This is a genomic window from Actinomycetospora corticicola (genome assembly GCF_013409505.1).
GTDB classification, from domain to species: domain Bacteria; phylum Actinomycetota; class Actinomycetes; order Mycobacteriales; family Pseudonocardiaceae; genus Actinomycetospora; species Actinomycetospora corticicola.
In genome coordinates this window covers 4,925,723-4,943,113 of record NZ_JACCBN010000001.1, presented here as the reverse complement: position 1 = coordinate 4,943,113, position 17,391 = coordinate 4,925,723, and the positions used below count along the sequence as shown (strand labels likewise).

Genomic DNA, 17,391 nt, shown 5'->3' with positions numbered 1-17,391 from the left:
CCCGGATTCCCGATCGGCCGAGCGCACCCTGCGCCTGCGACGACCGGGCTATCGAAGGCCTTGACCTCCGCGTTACCCGAGGGGGCGGACGACGGCCAGGGCGTGGTCGACGAGGGCGTCGAGCCGCTGCTCGTCGGGGGCGGCGGCGTCCGGGTGGAAGAGCGCGTGGTCGAGCTCGGGCCCGACGAGGACGAACGCGAGGTCGGCGGCGACGCGGTGCGGGTCGTCGAGGCGCACCAGCCCGCGCCGGGCCAGGTCCTCGAGCCCGGCGCCGACGGCTTGTACCGACGCTGCCGGAGCCCGGCGGTGGTACTCGGCGGCGAGCTCGGGGAAGCGGCCCGCCTCGGCGATCACGAGGCGGCGGACGGCGAGCACCCGGGGGCTCAGCACGGTCGCCGCCCACCGGCGCAGCAGGCCGCGCAGTGCCGGCTCGACCTCGTCCTGGCGCTCGACGGCGCGGAGCGCGGTGGTCAGGTCGGCGCCGAAGGCCTCGGCCATCGCGGTCACCCCGAGGACGACCGCGGCGAACAGGCTGCGCTTGTCGCCGAACTGGTTGTAGACCGTCTGCTTGGAGACGGCGGCGGCCGCCGCGATGCGGTCGGTCCCGGTCGCCTGGAATCCCTCGGCGAGGAACTGCTCGGTGGCCGCCCGGACGATCGCGGCACGCGCGGGCTCGTCACGGCGCCGCCCGGAGGGTCCGGTGCCGTCGATCCGCACGATCAGCTCGTCCACTGGACCGGACGGTACTGCTCTCGGTACCGTCCGGTCCAGCTCGGGTACTGATCAGTCCAGAGAGGCCCCCGCCATGACCACGTCCCGCCCGACCGGCCCCTCCGGCAGCCCGCTCGTGGGCCGGGGCGACGCCGACCGGTACGCCGCCGTGACGCGCTCGCTGCTCGGGTACGGCCTCATCGCCGGCCCGCTCTACGTGGTCTCCGCACTCGTGCAGGGCCTCGTGCGCGACGGGTTCGACCTCGCCCGCCACGACGTCTCGTTGCTCGCGAACGGGCCGGGCGGGTGGGTGCAGATCACGACCTTCGTCGTCTGCGGGCTCATGACGGTCGCGGCCGGCGTGGGCGTGGTCCGGTCCCTGCGGACGCTGCGGACGCGACGTCCGTGGAGCGGGTGGCTCGTCGTGGGCTACGGCGTGGGACTGGTGGGCGCCGGGGTGTTCGTCGCCGACCCGATGAACGGGTTCCCGCCGGGAGCACCCACCGGGACCGCCACGGCCATCACCGTCGGCGGGCTCGGGCACCTGGTGTCCGCCGGACTCGGCTTCCTGTGCCTGATCGTCGCGTGCTTCGCGGTCCCGGCCGCCCGGCCGTGGTTCGGCCGGGTCGTCGGCGTCGTCTTCCTCGTCGCGTTCGCAGGCGTCGCGAGCGGCTCCGCCGCACCCGTCGTCGTGATCGGCTTCTGGGTCGCGGTGGTCCTGGCCTGGGCGTGGCTCGCCGTCACCTGCCTCGACCTGTACCGGCGGACGCCCTTGCTGACGCCCGCCGGGTAGATCAGGTCGTCGGCGACTTCCGCGTGGTCGTCCGCTTGGCGGGCGCCTTCTTCGCGGCCGCCGTCTTCGTCGTGGTCGACTTGGCAGTGGTCGACTTCGCGGCGGTCGACTTCGCGGCGGGCTTCTTCGCGGCGGTCGACTTCGCGGCCGGGGCCTTCTTCGGAGCCGGGCCCTTGGCGCGCTTCTCGGCGAGGAGCTCGGAGGCCCGCTCGTCGGTCAGCGTCTCGACGCTGTCGCCCTTGCGCAGCGAGGCGTTGTAGCCGGTGCCGTCGGTGACGTACGGCCCGAAGCGACCGTCCTTGACCACCATCGGCTCGCCCGAGACCGGGTCCTTGCCCAGCTCCTTGAGCGGCGGCTTCGCCGCGGCACGACCCCGCTGCTTGGGCTGCGCGAAGATCTTCTGCGCCTCCTCCAGCGTCACCGTGAAGAGCTTGTCCTCGCTGTCGAGCGACCGCGAGTCCTTGTCCTTCTTGATGTAGGGCCCGTACCGCCCGTTCTGCGCGGTGATCTCCTCGCCGGTCTCCGGGTCCTTCCCGACGACGCGGGGGAGACTCAGGAGCTTCAGGGCGTCCTCGAGGGTGATCTCGGAGAGCGTCATCGACTTGAACAGCGAGCCGGTGCGGGGCTTCTCCTTCGCGCCCTCGGGAAGCTGCTCGGTGACGTACGGCCCGAAGCGACCCTCCTTCGCGAGGATCTCGTGGCCCGACTCCGGGTCGGTGCCGAGCGAGCGACCCTCCTGCGGCGTCGCGAAGAGCTGCTCGGCCAGGTCGAGGTCGAGCTCGTCGGGCGGGAGGTCGTCGGGGAGGTTGGCGCGCTGGCTCTTCTCCTCGCCGTCGTCGCCGGTGACCATCCGCTCCAGGTAGGGGCCGTAGCGCCCCACCCGGACGACGACGTCGCGGCCCTCGGAGTCGGCGAACATCCGCAGCGAGTTGACCTCGCGCGCGTCGATGCCCTCGAGGTTGTCCCCGACGAGCTTCTTCAGGCCGCCCAGCTGGGTCATGGACGCCTCGACGCCGTCCCCGCCGGAGCCGTTCGGGGAGTCCGCGTCGCCGCCGAAGTAGAAGTGCGACAGCCAGGTCTGGCGCTGCGCGTTGCCCGAGGCGATCGCGTCGAGCTCGTCCTCGAGGGTGGCGGTGAAGTCGTAGTCGACGAGCCGCCCGAAGTGCTTCTCCATCAGCCCGATGACGGCGAACGCGATCCAGCTGGGGACGAGCGCGCTGCCCTTCTTCCAGACGTACCCGCGCTCCTGGATGGTGTTGATGATCGACGCGTACGTCGACGGGCGGCCGATGCCGCGCTCCTCCAGGGTCTTGACCAGGCTCGCCTCGGTGTAGCGGGCGGGCGGGCTGGTCGCGTGCCCGGACGGGTCGAGCTGGTCGGCCGTCAGGGCCTGCTGCTCGGCCAGGCGCGGGAGGCGGGACTCGGCGTCGTCGGCCTGGCCGCCCTCGAGGTCGTCGACCGTCTCGACGTAGGCCCGCAGGAAGCCGGGGAAGGTGATCGTGCGGCCGGACGCGGAGAACGTGCACGCCTCGCCGGTCGCGGCGGTCGCCTCGATCCGCACCGTCATCGTCGTGCCGCGCGCGTCGCGCATCTGGCTCGCGATGGTCCGCTGCCAGATCAGCTCGTAGAGCCGGAACTCGTCGCCGCCGAGCTCGTTCGCGACCTGACCCGGCGTCCGGAAGGAGTCCCCGGCGGGCCGGATGGCCTCGTGGGCCTCCTGGGCGTTCTTCACCTTGCGCGTGTACTGCCGCGGCTGCTCCGCGACGTTCTCGGCGCCGTAGAGGTCGCGCGCCTGGCTGCGCGCGGCGTTGATGGCGGTCTCCGAGAGCGTCGTGGAGTCCGTACGCATGTAGGTGATGTAGCCGTTCTCGTACAGCCGCTGCGCGGTGCGCATCGTCCGCTCGGACGAGAACCGCAGCTTGCGGCCGCCCTCCTGCTGGAGCGTGGAGGTCATGAACGGCGGGTAGGGCTTGCGGGTGTACGGCTTGTCCTCGACCGAGGCGACCGTGTAGGTGCTCGAGCCCAAGGCCTCCGTCAGGCGCCGCGCGGTGGCCTCGTCGAGCCGGTACACCTCGTCGGAGCGCAGCTGTCCGCGGGCGTCGAAGTCGCGTCCGGTGGCCACACGGCGGTCGTCGACCTTGCTCAGCGAGGCCTTGAACGTCGAGGTGTTGCCGGTGCCCTCGGCCTTGTTCGTGTTGAGCACCGCGTCGATGCCCCAGTAGCCGGCGGACACGAACGCCATCCGCTCGCGCTCGCGCTCGACGATCACGCGGGTCGCCACCGACTGGACGCGGCCCGCCGAGAGCTTCGGCATGACCTTCTTCCACAGCACGGGGCTGACCTCGTAGCCGTAGAGGCGGTCGAGGATGCGGCGGGTCTCCTGCGCGTCGACCAGGTCGTGGTCGAGCTCGCGCGGGTTCGCGGCGGCGGCGCGGATGGCCGACTCGGTGATCTCGTGGAAGACCATCCGGCGCACCGGGACCTTCGGCTTGAGCGTCTCGAGCAGGTGCCACGCGATGGCCTCGCCCTCGCGGTCACCGTCCGTCGCGAGGTAGAGCTCGTCGACCTCCTTGAGGGCGTCCTTGAGCTCGGAGACCGTGGACTTCTTGTCCGGCGTCACGACGTAGAGCGGCTCGAAGGAGTTGTCGACGTCGACCCCGAGGCGCGCCCAGCTCTCGCCCTTGTACTTGGCGGGGACGTCGGCGGCACCGCGCGGCAGGTCGCGGATGTGGCCGCGGCTGGACTCGACGATGTAGCTCGAGCCGAGGTAGTCCGCGATCTTGCGGGCCTTGGCGGGCGACTCGACGATCACCAGCCGGCGGTTGCCGTCACCGGCCGGGGTCGCCGTCCCGCCGCCGTTCTTGCGTCCGCCGCCCTTGGCCGCGCTCTTGCGCGGGCTCGACGCGCGGGCGCGCGGGGCCGGGGCGGTCGACTCCTCGGCCGTCGCGGGGTCCGCCGTCGCGGTCGCGCTCCGTGCCGATCCCGATGCCGACTTCCCAGCCGCTGCCTCTCGCGCTGCCATCCAGTCATGCCCCGTCTCGTCGCCTCGCGGTGGACCACTGTCGGGTCCCCCACTGGTCGCCAGTGTGCCTCACGGCGACCCCCGTGCCATCGAGAACGTCGTCCGCGGCGCGGTCGTTCCCGCCTCACCCATCGATCACTGCTGGTCACGGGCCTGAATCGGGACCGTCAGTCCGGCCACACCCCGTCGTGGAGGTGCCGTGGCCGGTCCCCGACCAGCTCGGCGAGCCTGCGCTGCCGTGCCCGCCCGACGATCTTGACGACGGGTCCGTCGGGGTCCCCGGCGAGGGTGGCGCCGAGGCCCGCCCGTTGACAGGCCGTGAGCAGGGGCTCGTGGGTCGTCGGTGCGAGCGGGTCGAGACCGAGAGTGTAGGCACGGCCCGTCCAGCGTCCGGCGGCCAGGACCCAGAGCCGCAGCCGCGGCCCGTCCAGCTGGAGGGGATCCGGCACGTGCTTCGGGTCGGTGTGCCAGTGCTGGGCGAGCGGCAGCAGATCGGCCCGGAACGCGCTGCGCACCACCGGACGTCCGTCCGCCAGGCGCTCCACCTCGGCGGGCACCCCGCGCCCCCGGAAGGCACAGCACAGGGCGTGCGCGCGCCACTCCGTCATCGGGTCCGCGATCCCGACGACGGGCGGGTCCGGCTCGGGCGCCGGCGGCGGCTCCTCCGTGGCGCCGGGCGGGGGCCCGTCGTGGCGCACCGGGAGGTCGTCGTCGGGGATGTCGTCGACGCCCTCGTCCCAGACCCGTTGCGGCGGCGCAGGACGGGGTGGGGCGGGCGGCTCCGGCGGTGGGGTCGGGGCCGTCTCCTCGACCGGCACCGACCCGTCGTCGGGAAGGCCCTCGTCGTCCTCGGGCGGCTCCTCGGGGACCGGAGGAGCACCGAGGACGATCGTGAGGCGCGCGGCCGTCCCGCGGCCGAACAGGGACATGCCCCCGCCGGCGCAGAGCACCCCCTCGAGGTCGGTGATCGCGCGCGGCAGGGCGTCCGCCGAGTAGAACGACATCTGCCCCACGCGCGCGCACTCTAGAACATGCGTTCGAACCGTGGTCGATCACGCGCCGTGTCGCGTGCTTCGTGCCGGCGCCGCGGGGTTCACGCCACGCAGGTTCCCGGGTCCTCGGGGCTGCCTCACGTCACCCTCGCGGACCGGCGGCAGCCGTCCGGCCCGCGAGATGCACATCAGGCACGTTCCCGGGCCCTCGGTGCTGCCTCACGTCACCCTCGCGGCCGCCACGGGCCCGGACAGCACGAAGGGCGCCGTCCGGTGCGGACGACGCCCTTCGTGGGGTGGGGCTAGGCCGACACGGACGCCGGGGCGTCGGTGTTGGTGTCCGCGATCGACGTCGAGCGGCGCTTCGAGATGAAGATCGCCACCGCGATGCCGACGAGCGCCACGACGGCGATCAGGATCCGGACCGCCGGGTTGGCGTCGGGACCGATCGAGAGCGTGACGACGGCGGGCGCGATCAGCACCGCGACCAGGTTCATGACCTTGAGCAGCGGGTTGATCGACGGGCCGGCGGTGTCCTTGAACGGGTCGCCGACGGTGTCACCGATGATCGTGGCCTCGTGGGCGTCCGATCCCTTGCCACCGTGGTTGCCGTCCTCGACCAGCTTCTTCGCGTTGTCCCAGGCGCCGCCCGAGTTCGCGAGGAAGACCGCCATGAGCGTGCCCGCGGCGATCGCGCCGCCGAGGTAACCCGCGAGCGGACCGACGCCGAGGCCGAAGCCGACGGCGATCGGGGCGAGGATCGCGAGCAGGCCGGGAGTGGCCAGCTCGCGCAGCGAGTCACGGGTGCAGATGTCGACCACGCGGCCGTACTCCGGGCGCTCCGAGCCGTCCATGATGCCGGGACGGGTGGAGAACTGGCGACGGACCTCGTAGACCACGGCGCCCGCGGCGCGGGACACCGCGTTGACCGCGAGACCCGAGAACATGAACACCACGGCCGCACCGAGGATGACGCCGACCAGCAGGTTCGGCGCCGTGACCGCGTTGGTGAACGCCGTGCCGGCGTCCTCCGCCCGGACGTTGACCTCGGTCAGGGCCGACTGGATCGCGTCGTTGTACGAGCCGAACAGCGCCGTGGCGGCGAGGACGGCGGTCGCGATCGCGATGCCCTTGGTGATGGCCTTGGTCGTGTTCCCCACCGCGTCGAGCTCGGTGAGGATGTCGGCGCCGGCACCCTCGACGTCCCCGGACATCTCGGCGATGCCCTGGGCGTTGTCGGAGACCGGACCGAAGGTGTCCATGGCGACGATGACGCCGACCGTGGTGAGCAGGCCGGTACCGGCCAGCGCCACCGCGAACAGCGCGACGAAGACCGAGCCGGACAGCAGGAACGCGCCGTAGACCGCGGCGCCGATGACGATCGCGGTGTAGACGGCCGACTCGAAGCCGACCGAGATGCCGGCGAGGATGACCGTCGCCGCACCGGTGAGCGAGCTCGTCCCGACGTCCTTGACCGGCTGGGTCTCGGTGCCGGTGTAGTAGCCGGTCAGCGCCAGGATGATGATCGCCAGCACGATGCCGATGATCACGGCCGCGGCCGCGATGACCGCCGGGTTGCCGGCCGCGGCCAGGTCGCCGATGCGCTCGACGTTGACCCCGGGCAGGTCGGCGAAGCTCGACGGCAGGTAGACGAACGCCGCCACCGTGCACAGCACGATGGAGATGGCCGCCGAGATGTAGAAGCTGCGGTTGATCGCCTTGAGGGCGTTCTCCCCGTCGCGGGTCCGCGTGATGAACACGCCGATGATCGCGGTGAGGACACCGATCGCCGGGACGATCAGCGGGTAGGTCAGGCCCAGCGAGCCGAAGGCCACCGAGCCGAGGATCAGGGCCGCGACCAGGGTGACGGCATAGGACTCGAAGAGGTCCGCCGCCATGCCGGCGCAGTCACCGACGTTGTCGCCCACGTTGTCGGCGATGGTCGCCGCGTTGCGGGGGTCGTCCTCGGGGATGTTCTGCTCGACCTTGCCGACGAGGTCGGCGCCGACGTCGGCGGCCTTGGTGAAGATGCCGCCGCCGACGCGCATGAACATGGCGAGCAGGGCGGCGCCGAGGCCGAAGCCCTCGAGCACGCGCGGCGCCTCGGCCACGAAGATCAGGACGACGACCGACGCGCCCAGCAGGCCGAGGCCGACGGTGAACATGCCGACGAAGCCGCCGGTGCGGAACGCGATCCGCGCGCCCTTGTCGCGGCCGCCCTGGGTGGTCGAGGCGGCGGCGACGCGGATGTTGGCCTTGGTCGCCAGGTTCATCCCCAGGTAGCCGATGGCCATGGAGAACAGGGCGCCGAAGACGAAGGCGATGGAGCGGCCGATGCGCTCGCCCAGGCTGGTCGCCGGGAGGGCGAACAGGACGAGGAAGACCACGACGATGAAGGGCGCCAGCGTCTTGAACTGGCGGTTGAGGAACGCCTGGGCGCCCTCCTGCACCGCACGACCGATGTCACGCATGTTCTGCGTGCCCTCGTCGGCGGCGAGCACCTGACTACGGAGAACGAAGCCGACGACCAGCGCGATGACGGCGATGACCGCCACCCCGATGACCACCGTGTATTCGCTCGAGGAGAACTCGACTCCCTGAGCGAGGACGGACGCTTGCATCCAGCCTCCCGGTTGGAACGGAACGGATCGACGACGGGAGGCCTGGCGGCGTCCTCGGCGCACAGTGACCGCCACCACGCGTGGAGACGCACGGGACGAACAGGGGGCGAAGTGTATGGGTGTGCTCCGACACCCGCGGCGGCGCGGTTCCCGATCAAGCTGTGACGTGCGCTTCTTTCCCGGGAGCCGGTGACTGTCGGGGACCTGTGATTGTCTCGGGAGCGTGAGTGGTGTGGGGGCCCTGGAGCGAGCGGAGGGCGTTCCCGACGACGACGGGCGGGGCACGGCCCTGCTCCGTCGGGTCCTGGCCGGCACGCCGCAGGGCGAGGCTCCGCTGACCCACGCCGAGGTGGTCCCGGCGCGGGAGGGGCGGCGCGCGCCGTGGCCGGGGTGGGTTCCCGACGACGTCCGTGCCCGGCTCGTCGCGCGCGGCATCCTGGGCCCGTGGGGGCACCAGGCCGAGGCCGCGGAGCACGCGTGGGCGGGCCGGCACGTGGTGGTCTCCACCGGCACGGCGTCCGGCAAGTCGCTGGCCTACCAGCTGCCGGTGGTCGCGGGGCTCACGGCGGACCCCCGCGCGACCGCGCTGTACCTGTCCCCCACCAAGGCGCTGGGCGCCGACCAGCTGCGCGCGGCGCGGGCGCTCGACCCGGGTGGCCCCGACGGCCTGCGGGCCTCGTCCTACGACGGCGACACCCCGTACGCCGAGCGGGACGCGATCCGCCGCACCGCACGGTGGATCTTCACGAACCCCGACATGCTGCACCGCGGGGTCCTGCCCCGGCACGGGCGCTGGACCACGTTCCTGCGCCGTCTGCGGTACGTGGTGATCGACGAGGCGCACGCCTACCGCGGCGTGTTCGGCTCCCACGTCGCGCTGCTGCTGCGGCGGCTGCGCCGGGTCTGCGCCCGCTACGGCGCGAAGCCGGTCTTCGTGCTCGCGTCCGCCACCATGTCGGACCCGGCGACGTCGGCGTCGGCGCTGACCGGGCTCGACGTCGTGGGGGTCACCGACGACGCGTCGCCGCGCGGCGCCCGGGCGGTCGGCCTGTGGGAGCCGCCGCTGCTCCCGGAGATCACCGGCGAGAACGGGGCGCCCGTGCGCCGGTCCGCGGGCGCGGAGACCTCCCGGATCCTCGCCGACCTCGTGGTGGAGGGCGCCCGGTCGCTGGCGTTCGTGCGCTCCCGTCGTGGCGCGGAACTGACGGCGCTCGGGGCCCGGCGGGTGCTCGCGGAGGTCGACCCCGACCTCGCGGGCCGGGTCGCCGCGTACCGGGCGGGCTTCCTGCCCGAGGAGCGGCGGGCGCTCGAGGAGTCCCTGCTCTCCGGCGAGCTCCGCGGCGTGGCCACCACCAACGCCCTCGAGCTCGGCATCGACATCGCCGGGCTCGACGCCGTCGTGGTCGCCGGGTTCCCGGGCACGCGGGCGTCGTTCTGGCAGCAGGCGGGGCGGGCGGGCCGGTCGGGCGACGACGCGCTGGTGCTGCTCGTGGCCCGGGACGATCCGCTGGACACCTTCCTCGTCCACCACCCGGCGGCGCTGCTGGGCGCCCCGCTCGAGCGGTGCGTGCTCGACCCCACGAACCCCTACGTGCTGGCGCCGCACCTGGCCTGCGCGGCCTCGGAGATGCCGTTGACCGCGGCGGACGTCTCCGAGGTGTTCCCGGGCAGCGGGGAGGTGCTGGCCGACCTCGTGGCCGAGGGCCTGCTGCGCCACCGGCGCGGGGGCTGGTTCTGGGCGCTGCCGACCGAGACCCCGCACCACGGCGTCGACATCCGCGGCTCCGGCGGCGAGCAGGTGGTGATCGTCGAGACCGAGACCGGCCGCATGCTCGGCACGGTCGACCCGGGGGCGGCGCACTCGACGGTGCACGAGGGCGCGGTGCACCTGCACCAGGGCACGAGCTATGTGGTCGACTCGCTCGACCTCGAGGAGAACATCGCCCACGTCCACGCCGAGGAACCGGAGTGGACCACCCAGTCCCGGTCGGTCACCGACATCGCGGTGGTCGAGACCGAACACTGCTCGTCGTTCGGCGCGATGGCCGACGACGGACCGGAGCTGCAGGTCTGTCTCGGCACGGTCGAGGTGACGAACCAGGTGGTCGGCTACCTGCGACGGATGCCCTCGGGACAGGTCGTCGAGCAGGTGCCGCTGGACCTCCCGGAGCGGACCCTCGCGACCCGGGCGGTCTGGTACACGCTCGCCGAGTCGCTGCTCGCCGGGATCGGCATCGACCCGGCCCGGGTGCCGGGGTCGCTGCACGCCGCCGAGCACGCGGCGATCGGGCTGATGCCGCTGGTCGCCACCTGCGACCGGTGGGACATCGGCGGCGTCTCCACGGCGCTGCACCCCGACACCGGCCGGCCCACCGTGTTCGTGCACGACGGGCACCCGGGCGGGGCGGGGTTCGCCGACCGCGGGCACGAGGCGCTGCAGGTGTGGCTGTCGGCCACCCGCGACGCGATCGCCGACTGCGAGTGCCGGTCGGGCTGCCCGTCCTGCGTGCAGTCACCGAAGTGCGGCAACGGGAACGACCCGCTCGACAAGGCCGGGGCGATCGCGGTGCTGACGGCGGTGCTCGCCCGTCTGGGCTGAACGCCGGCCCCCGGCGAGCGAACGGCACTCTCGCTCACATAGACGCTGCGAACGGCACTCTCGCGCACATCCGGGGATGGGCTGAACGCCGGCCCCCGGCGAGCGAACGGCACTTTCGCTCACCTAGAGGCTGCGAACGGCACTCTCGCGTACATCCGGGGGCGGGACGTGGGTTCCGCCGCGGGCCGGGAGCTCGTGGCTCCCGACCCGCGGGGAGGTCTGCCACGCCGCAGGGCGGGGATCGGCTCGACCCGCCCTGCGGCGCTGTACGGGCGGCGGTGGGCACACGGTGCGCGCTCCACGCGATCGGCGGCGCGTCTCCCGTGGCCGCCGGCGCGGGCTCCGCGTCGTGACCGGTGCCCACCGCCGCGGGTCTGCCGGACCCGGACGTCCCTGCTGCGGGCAGCAGCGGGGCAGGCGCGCTCCGCGGGACGTCGTCGGCGGTCCAGGCCGACCCGAGTCTTCAGTTGTGTCTTCGGTTGTGGTGGTGCGTGGTGCCGGTCGTTACGAGCGGATGCCCGTGGCGACCGTCGCCAGGCGGTAGGTCGAGCTGCCGCCGAGCCCGCGGTGCGGGCGCTCGCGGACGGCCTCGGCCATCGCGTCCTGGACGCTGTAGGGGTCCGGGAGCCGCCAGCCGGACACCGCCGGGCGGACCCGCCAGTGGATCGAGCCCTGCGGGAAGGTCGACGGGGGCGCGGTGAGGTAGCTGCCGCGACCGTGGAGCGTCATGCCGGGACGACCCGCGAGGTCGGGCCGCAGCGGCTCGCCCGGCAGCACCGGGAAGAGCCATTCGCCGGTCGGCGTGGCTGCGATCGGCACCGGGACACCGACGGCGCGCAGCGCCGCGGCCGCCCGCCGGCCGATGCTCGCCGGCACCTCGATGACGTCGAACGTGAGCCCGGTGGGCAGCAGGATCGAGTAGGGCAGGCCCGACCACCAGTCGGCGATCTGCGTCGTGTCGGTCGTCGCCTTCGCCGCCCAGTCGTCCAGCACCGGGACGGGGCCGGCCTGGGGGGCCTCCGCCCGACCGGTCCAGACCTCACCCTGCGGGAAGGTCCCGGGAACCACCGCCCAGCCGTGGTCGGCGAGCACCATGGCCTCGGCGCGGAGCTCGGTGCCGTAGACGGCGCGGTAGCTGTCCCACCACTGCATGCGGGTCCTCCCGGTACTGGTCCACCCCGTGCGGTGTTCCTGCTCCAGTAACGGCAGGTTCCGGCCTGATTTCCACCCGTCGTCGCCCATCGGACCCGCCGGAACGCCGAGTGCCCGTCCTGGCACCGTCGAGCGGGCGAACGCGCATTCGGTGGGCGCTCGGCGTACCACTCGTCCCGGCTGCACCATCCGTGTCGCCGCTCGACGGGGGCACCGGCCCGCTCGTCCCCGTAGGACACGGTTCGATGACGATCCGTCACCGGGGCTCCGGCGATTCACCGCATGATGTTCACCACAGGGCCCGCCCGGGCGCGGACGGTGGCCGTGTCACCGATGGGGAGACATCCGCAGGTCGAGGCCACGACGACCTCCAGATCCCAGCCCTGCCACGCGCACGCCCGCAGTTCGCCGCCGTTGCGCCGCGCGAGGTCCTCCGCGCGATCGCACCCCGCCTGTCGTCCCCGCACGCCCTCCGCCGCCCCGCCGAGGGCGGCGAGGTCGGCCGCGACCGCCGCGCGGTGCCGGGTGGCGACCACCGACCCGAGGACGAGCACGGTGGCGAGCAGCAGGACGAGCACACCGATCATCGCGGCGGCCACGACCGTCGCCGCGCCCCGGTCGTCGGCCATCGCCACCCGGACGGCGCCCCTCACGGCGGCAGCTCCTCGGGGACCGCGGCCGGCGGGAGCCGGGCCGGCTCGGGCTCGCCCGCCGGGCCGGGGGTGGGCGGGGCGGGCGGCTCCGGGCTGCGCGGCTCCGGGTCGGACGGCTCCGGGTCGGACCGCTCCGAGCCGGGCGAACCGGGGCTCGCCCCGTCGGACGGCGAACCGTCGGGGACGCCCGTCGGACCGGCCGCCGAGGGCTCCCGGGCCGCCACCGCCTCGGCCGTGACGTGCAGGCCGCGCAGCGCCCCGCCGAGCGGTGGCAGGGCCACCCGCACCCGCACCGTGTCGCCCTCGACCGCCACCGTGACCTCGGCACCCGGCGGGAGCCCGGCCGCGAGCTCCCCGGCACCGACGCCGTCGTCCCGCGCGGCCCGTCGGGCGGCCTCCCCGGCCGCGTCCACGCATCGGATGCGCGCGACCACCGCACCGAGCCCCGCGAGCACCACCACGAACACCAGGACCAGCGCCCCCAGCGCGATCGCCGCCTCGACGGTCGCCATGCCCCGGTCGTCGTCGATCACCCTGCGGGGGCGAGGGCCCGTTCGATGAGTCCGGTCAGGGCGTCGAGGACGCCCGCGCCGTTGATGATGACGATCAACAGCCCGGCGAACGCCGCCGCGGCCACGAGACCGACGGCGTACTCGACCGTCGACATCCCGTCGTCCGACCGCATCACCGCCGTGCACCGCGCCGTCAGCAGCGCGACCGTCGTCGTGGGTTCCATCGTGTTCTCCTTCCGTCCCGGGCCCCGGGTGGGCACCGGTCGTCACGTCCGCTCCAGGAGCGGGCTCGCCAGCCCGATGACGACCGGGGCGATCCCCAGTGCCAGGAAGGCCGGCAGGAAGCACAGCCCGAGCGGTCCGGCCACGAGGACGCCCGCCCGCTCGGCGCGTGCGGCGACCGCCTCGGCGGCCTCGGCGCGCACGTCGACCGCGACCGCCGCCGCCACGTCGGCCACCGCCGCGCCGCTGCGGGCCGACCGGCGGGCGGCCCGGGCGAGGCGCGCGGTCGACGGCTCCTCCAGGGCGGGCGCCCAGGCCGCGCCCGGGTCGGCGCCGAGGGCGACGAGGTCGGCGACGCGGGTGAGGGCCCGCGCCGTCGCCGACGGGGCGGACTCGGCGACCGCGCGCACCGCCAGGTCGAGGGACAGTCCAGCGCGCAGGCAGGCGGCGAGCTCGTCCCAGCCGCCCGCCTCCCGCCACGGATCCCGGGGCTCCGCTCGCCGCCGCTCCCGACGGGGCGGGGCCACGCGGTCGAGGGCCGCGAGCCGGAGCGCCGCGTCGACCGGCCCGGGCGTGACCAGCAGGGCGGCGGCGAGGAGCAGTACCGCGAGCACGAGGGCGGTCACCGGACGACCCGCGCGGTGAGGTGGGCGCTCCACTCCAGTCCCACGGCCACGAGGACCGCGCCGACGACGAGCAGCCCCTGCCCGAGCGCCGAGCCGGTCAGCACCGCCCAGGGCCGGGCGCCGAGCAGCTGTCCGAGCAGCAACCCGACGACGGGCAGTCCCGCGAGGACGGCCGCGGTCGTCCGCGGACCGGCGAGCTGGGCTCCGAGTCGCCCCTCGAAGCGGACCCGGGCGCGGAGGTCCTCCGCGACCGCCTCCGCCAGCCCGGCCAGCCCGATGCCGTGCCGGTCCGCGAGGGACCACGCGTCCGCGAGGCGCCGCACGTGGACCCCGACCAGGGCCTCCCCGACCGCGAACTCGCGCAGGGCCGTCGGGACGTCGCCCCCGAGCCGTGCGGTCGCCTCGACGAGCGCCAGCGAGCGCGCGCACACCTCGTGGGCGTCCCGCGCGGCGGCGCCGGCCGCGGCGGCCGGGGGGTGACCGGCGCGCAGCTCGGCGGCGAACCCGGCGAGGCCCTCGGCGAGCCCGTCGACCGCATCGCGCCGCGACCGGTCCCGACGACGGGCGCTGCGGGCCCGCCACAGCACCCCGCCGACCACGAGGGCCGCGACACCGCCTCCGGGGCCCGCCACGAGGACCACGAGGCCGAGTACGGCCACGGCGAGCACGACGGGCGGCGGCCGACGGAGGCCCCCGCTCGACGCCACGTCCGTGCGCAGGGCCCGGACCCGGGTCGCCGCGGGGGACGCAGGCCAGACGAGCAGCGCGGCGCCGCCGAGCAGGAGGGCCACGGTCGCGCTCATGCCGACACCGGGCGCAGGCTCGCGACCCCGTGGTGCAGGCGCGGCGACGGTGCGACGACCGCCCGGTCGGGGCCCGCGCCGAGAGTCGGACCGACGGCGGGTGCGGGGACCGTTTCGGCACCGACGGCTCGCGACAAGGTGCCCGACCACGGGGCTGCGACGCCGCGGTCGGCCAACATCGACCCCAGGTCGGCCCGCCCGACCGCCCATCCGTCCTCGCGACCCCAGGCGGGGACGACGGTCACCGTGTCGCCGTCGGTCCGGCGCAGCACCCCGACCGCCTCGAGGACCCGCCGCCCGTCGGCGACGCGCCGGACGTGCAGCACGGCCTGCACCGCGGCCGCCATCTGGCTGCGCAGGGCCGAGGGCGTCATGCCGCCCAGCGCGGCGAGGGCCTCGAGCCGGGCCGGGACCTCGCGCGGGGAGTTGGCGTGGACGGTGCCCGCCCCGCCGTCGTGCCCGGTGTTGAGCGCGGCGAGCAGCTCGCAGACCTCGGCGCCGCGGACCTCGCCGACGACGAGCCGGTCGGGGCGCATCCGCAGCGCCTGCCGGACGAGGTCGCGCAGCAGCACCGTCCCCGCGCCCTCGACGTTGGCGGGCCGGGAGACGAGCCGCACCACGTGGGGGTGCGCCGGCCGCAGCTCCTCGGCGTCCTCGACGATCACGATCCGCTCGGCGGCGGGCACCCGGGCGAGCAGCGCCGAGAGCACCGTCGTCTTGCCCGACCCGGTGCCGCCGACGACGAGGAACGCCAGCCGCGCGGCGACCACCGCCTCCAGCAGCGCCCGCCCCGTCGCGTCGACCGTGCCGCCCGCCTGCAGGGCGTCGAGGTCGTGCCGGGCCGGCCGGAGCACCCGCAGCGACACGCACGTCCCGTCGGCGGCCACCGGCGGCAGGACCGCGTGCAGCCGCACCCCGCTGCCGGGCAGCCGCGCGTCGACGTAGGGACTCGCGTCGTCCAGCCGCCGCCCGGCCGCGGCCGCGAGCCGCTGCGCCAGGCGCCGCACCGCGTCCTCGTCGGCGAACGTGACCCGCGCCCGCTCCAATCCGGCGCCGCGGTCGACCCACACCGTGTCCGGCGCGGTGACCAGCACGTCGGACACCGCCGGGTCGCGCAGGAACGGCTCCAGCGGACCCGCGCCGACGAACTCCCGCTGGAGGGTCCGCACCGCCGCGAGGACGTCGGCGTCCCCCACCACCCCGCGCGCCTCGGCCCGCACCGCCGCGGCGAGCTCCGCCACCCCCGCCTCGCCACCCGCCGTCGCGAGCCGCGTCCGCACCCGTTCCACCAGGTCCGGCACCGCACCGTCCGACATCCCCGCACCTCCCCCACCCCGCTTGGTGATCGACACCGACGACGCTGCCCGAGCACGGTCACTCGCGGCGAATCCCGGCCCGCGCCCTGTGGACAACCCGCACCACGGCTGCCGGTGGGGACAACCCGCTGCTCCGGACGCCACGACGGGCGCGCACGACGACGACCCGGCTCCCCCAGGAGGAGCCGGGTCGTCGGACACCGTCGATCAGGCCGCCAGCGACGCACCCGTCGCGTCCAGCGCGTCGAGCACCGCGGCCGCCGCCTCGGCCAACGGGCCGCGGCGTACCCCGGGCACGGTGCCGTGGTCCATCGCGGCCGCCAGCCCGGGCTCGGCCTCCACCGACGCCAGGACCTCCAGGCCGAGCGCGGCCGCCACGTCCTCCCCGGCGAGCCCGCCCGGCGACGGGCCCCGCACGACGACGCCGACCGCCGCTCCGTGCTCGGCGACCGTGCGCGCGACCCGGGCGGCAGCGGCCGTGGCCCGGACCTCGGCGGGCACCACCAGCACCGTCAGGTCGGCCACCGCGAGGACTGCCGCGGCCGCGTCGGTGAGGTGCCGCGGGAGGTCGCACACCACGGTGTCGCCGGCCCGCCGCCCCGCCTCGACCACCGCGACGGCGGCGTCGGGCGCCGGCCCCGGTCCGTGCCGGTCGCAGGAGAGCACCGTCAGCGGCCCACCGGCGCGCGGCAGCGCCTCGTGCAACGACGAGGCCGCCACCCGCCCGCCGCCGAGGGCCAGCCCCGGCCAGCGCAGCCCGTCGACCTGCTCCGCCCCGACCACGAGGTCCAGTCCGCCGCCCAGCGGGTCGCAGTCGACCAGGAGGACCCGCGCGCCGTCCTCCCGCGCCCGCACCGCGACGGCCGCCGCGAGGACCGACGCGCCCGCCCCGCCCCGGCCGCCGATGACGCACACGACCCGCCCGGGCCCGCCGTCGGGAAGCCCTCCCGCGGCGTCGGAGAGCGACGTGACCAGCCAGTCCTCCCCCTCGGGGAGCGAGACCACGTGCTCGGCCCCGACGGCCACCGCCCGCTCCCACACCGTGCCCGGCGGTTCTCCCCGGCAGAGCACGATCACCCCGTCGCGACGTCCCGGCCGCGCCGAGGAGGCCCCGACCGCGTCCGCCCCGCCCTCGTCCAGCAGCACCATCGCCGCGCCCGTCCAGCGGCGGCGCAGCGCCACCGCGTCCGGCACCCGTTCCAGTTCGGCCCCCGCGGCCGCGGCGACCCGCACCGCCTCGTCGGCCAGGTCCTCGTCGTCGCACAGCAGGATCACTCGTCGTCCGTCCACGTCCCGCAGCGTGCGGCGACCATCCCGACGACGGGTACGGGCGCGGCCCGGGCTGGGGACAACCGCACCCCGTGCTGCC

14 protein-coding genes are annotated in these 17,391 nt (G+C 75.1%); 2 read left to right on the top strand and 12 right to left on the bottom strand.

Annotation, left to right across the window (positions count from 1 at the left end; genetic code table 11):
* Positions 1 to 72: 72 nt before the first annotated feature.
* Complete coding sequence (locus BJ983_RS23995; RefSeq protein ID WP_179796105.1) at positions 73 to 732, bottom strand: TetR/AcrR family transcriptional regulator C-terminal domain-containing protein; 660 nt, start codon at positions 730 to 732, stop codon at positions 73 to 75.
* A gap of 73 nt (positions 733 to 805) precedes the next feature.
* On the opposite strand from BJ983_RS23995, the gene BJ983_RS23990 reads away from it, so the two are divergent.
* Entirely contained in the window at positions 806 to 1,504 is a 699-nt protein-coding gene (locus tag BJ983_RS23990; protein ID WP_179796104.1) for a DUF998 domain-containing protein, read from the top strand.
* Between the two features lies 1 nt (position 1,505).
* On the opposite strand, the gene topA is transcribed toward BJ983_RS23990, so the two are convergent.
* The 3 genes from topA to BJ983_RS23975 form a co-directional block, all read right to left on the bottom strand.
* On the bottom strand, positions 1,506 to 4,526 hold the full coding sequence (gene topA / locus BJ983_RS23985) for a type I DNA topoisomerase (RefSeq protein WP_246325645.1): 3,021 nt from the start codon (positions 4,524 to 4,526) through the stop codon (positions 1,506 to 1,508).
* Between the two features lie 167 nt (positions 4,527 to 4,693).
* Positions 4,694 to 5,539, bottom strand: a complete 846-nt coding sequence (locus BJ983_RS23980; RefSeq protein ID WP_179796103.1) for a hypothetical protein — start codon at positions 5,537 to 5,539, stop codon at positions 4,694 to 4,696.
* A 281-nt stretch (positions 5,540 to 5,820) separates the two neighbouring features.
* Positions 5,821 to 8,139 (bottom strand): sodium-translocating pyrophosphatase, encoded by a 2,319-nt coding sequence (locus BJ983_RS23975; protein ID WP_179796102.1) that lies wholly within the window; start codon positions 8,137 to 8,139, stop codon positions 5,821 to 5,823.
* A 223-nt stretch (positions 8,140 to 8,362) separates the two neighbouring features.
* Between BJ983_RS23975 and BJ983_RS23970 the strand changes: the two genes are divergently transcribed.
* The gene (locus BJ983_RS23970; RefSeq protein ID WP_179796101.1) at positions 8,363 to 10,738 is read left to right on the top strand and encodes a DEAD/DEAH box helicase; all 2,376 of its coding nucleotides are present in this window, start codon (positions 8,363 to 8,365) and stop codon (positions 10,736 to 10,738) included.
* A 504-nt stretch (positions 10,739 to 11,242) separates the two neighbouring features.
* On the opposite strand, the gene BJ983_RS23965 is transcribed toward BJ983_RS23970, so the two are convergent.
* The 8 genes from BJ983_RS23965 to ssd form a co-directional block, all read right to left on the bottom strand.
* Positions 11,243 to 11,890, bottom strand: coding sequence for a bifunctional DNA primase/polymerase (locus tag BJ983_RS23965; RefSeq protein ID WP_179796100.1), 648 nt, complete (start codon positions 11,888 to 11,890; stop codon positions 11,243 to 11,245).
* Between the two features lie 275 nt (positions 11,891 to 12,165).
* A complete protein-coding gene (locus tag BJ983_RS23960; protein WP_179796099.1) occupies positions 12,166 to 12,543 on the bottom strand; it encodes an Rv3654c family TadE-like protein in 378 nt (125 codons plus the stop codon).
* Positions 12,540 to 13,055, bottom strand: a complete 516-nt coding sequence (locus BJ983_RS31160) for a TadE family type IV pilus minor pilin (RefSeq protein ID WP_179796098.1) — start codon at positions 13,053 to 13,055, stop codon at positions 12,540 to 12,542. Before BJ983_RS31160 ends, BJ983_RS23960 begins: the two co-directional genes overlap by 4 nt.
* A gap of 17 nt (positions 13,056 to 13,072) precedes the next feature.
* The gene (locus BJ983_RS23950) at positions 13,073 to 13,279 is read right to left on the bottom strand and encodes a DUF4244 domain-containing protein (protein WP_179796097.1); all 207 of its coding nucleotides are present in this window, start codon (positions 13,277 to 13,279) and stop codon (positions 13,073 to 13,075) included.
* A gap of 42 nt (positions 13,280 to 13,321) precedes the next feature.
* Positions 13,322 to 13,903 carry a type II secretion system F family protein gene (locus BJ983_RS23945; RefSeq protein ID WP_179796096.1) on the bottom strand — a complete coding sequence of 194 codons (582 nt, stop codon included), beginning with the start codon at positions 13,901 to 13,903 and terminating at the stop codon, positions 13,322 to 13,324.
* Positions 13,900 to 14,706, bottom strand: coding sequence for a type II secretion system F family protein (locus tag BJ983_RS23940; RefSeq protein ID WP_218890442.1), 807 nt, complete (start codon positions 14,704 to 14,706; stop codon positions 13,900 to 13,902). Before BJ983_RS23940 ends, BJ983_RS23945 begins: the two co-directional genes overlap by 4 nt.
* Positions 14,703 to 16,022 carry a TadA family conjugal transfer-associated ATPase gene (locus tag BJ983_RS23935; protein WP_179796095.1) on the bottom strand — a complete coding sequence of 440 codons (1,320 nt, stop codon included), beginning with the start codon at positions 16,020 to 16,022 and terminating at the stop codon, positions 14,703 to 14,705. Before BJ983_RS23935 ends, BJ983_RS23940 begins: the two co-directional genes overlap by 4 nt.
* A 207-nt stretch (positions 16,023 to 16,229) precedes the next feature.
* Positions 16,230 to 17,312 (bottom strand): septum site-determining protein Ssd, encoded by a 1,083-nt coding sequence (gene ssd / locus BJ983_RS23930; protein WP_343054330.1) that lies wholly within the window; start codon positions 17,310 to 17,312, stop codon positions 16,230 to 16,232.
* Between the last annotated feature and the right edge of the window lie 79 nt (positions 17,313 to 17,391).

Bases quoted from the DNA above. Each gene is read 5' to 3' on its own strand.
- BJ983_RS23990 (WP_179796104.1), top strand. From the start codon at position 806: ATGACCACGTCCCGCCCGACCGGCCCCTCCGGCAGCCCGCTCGTGGGC.
- topA (WP_246325645.1), bottom strand. From the start codon at position 4,526: ATGGCAGCGCGAGAGGCAGCGGCTGGGAAGTCGGCATCGGGATCGGCA.
- BJ983_RS23975 (WP_179796102.1), bottom strand. From the start codon at position 8,139: ATGCAAGCGTCCGTCCTCGCTCAGGGAGTCGAGTTCTCCTCGAGCGAA.
- BJ983_RS23965 (WP_179796100.1), bottom strand. From the start codon at position 11,890: ATGCAGTGGTGGGACAGCTACCGCGCCGTCTACGGCACCGAGCTCCGC.
- BJ983_RS31160 (WP_179796098.1), bottom strand. From the start codon at position 13,055: ATGGCGACCGTCGAGGCGGCGATCGCGCTGGGGGCGCTGGTCCTGGTG.
- BJ983_RS23950 (WP_179796097.1), bottom strand. From the start codon at position 13,279: ATGGAACCCACGACGACGGTCGCGCTGCTGACGGCGCGGTGCACGGCG.
- BJ983_RS23940 (WP_218890442.1), bottom strand. From the start codon at position 14,706: ATGAGCGCGACCGTGGCCCTCCTGCTCGGCGGCGCCGCGCTGCTCGTC.
- BJ983_RS23935 (WP_179796095.1), bottom strand. From the start codon at position 16,022: ATGTCGGACGGTGCGGTGCCGGACCTGGTGGAACGGGTGCGGACGCGG.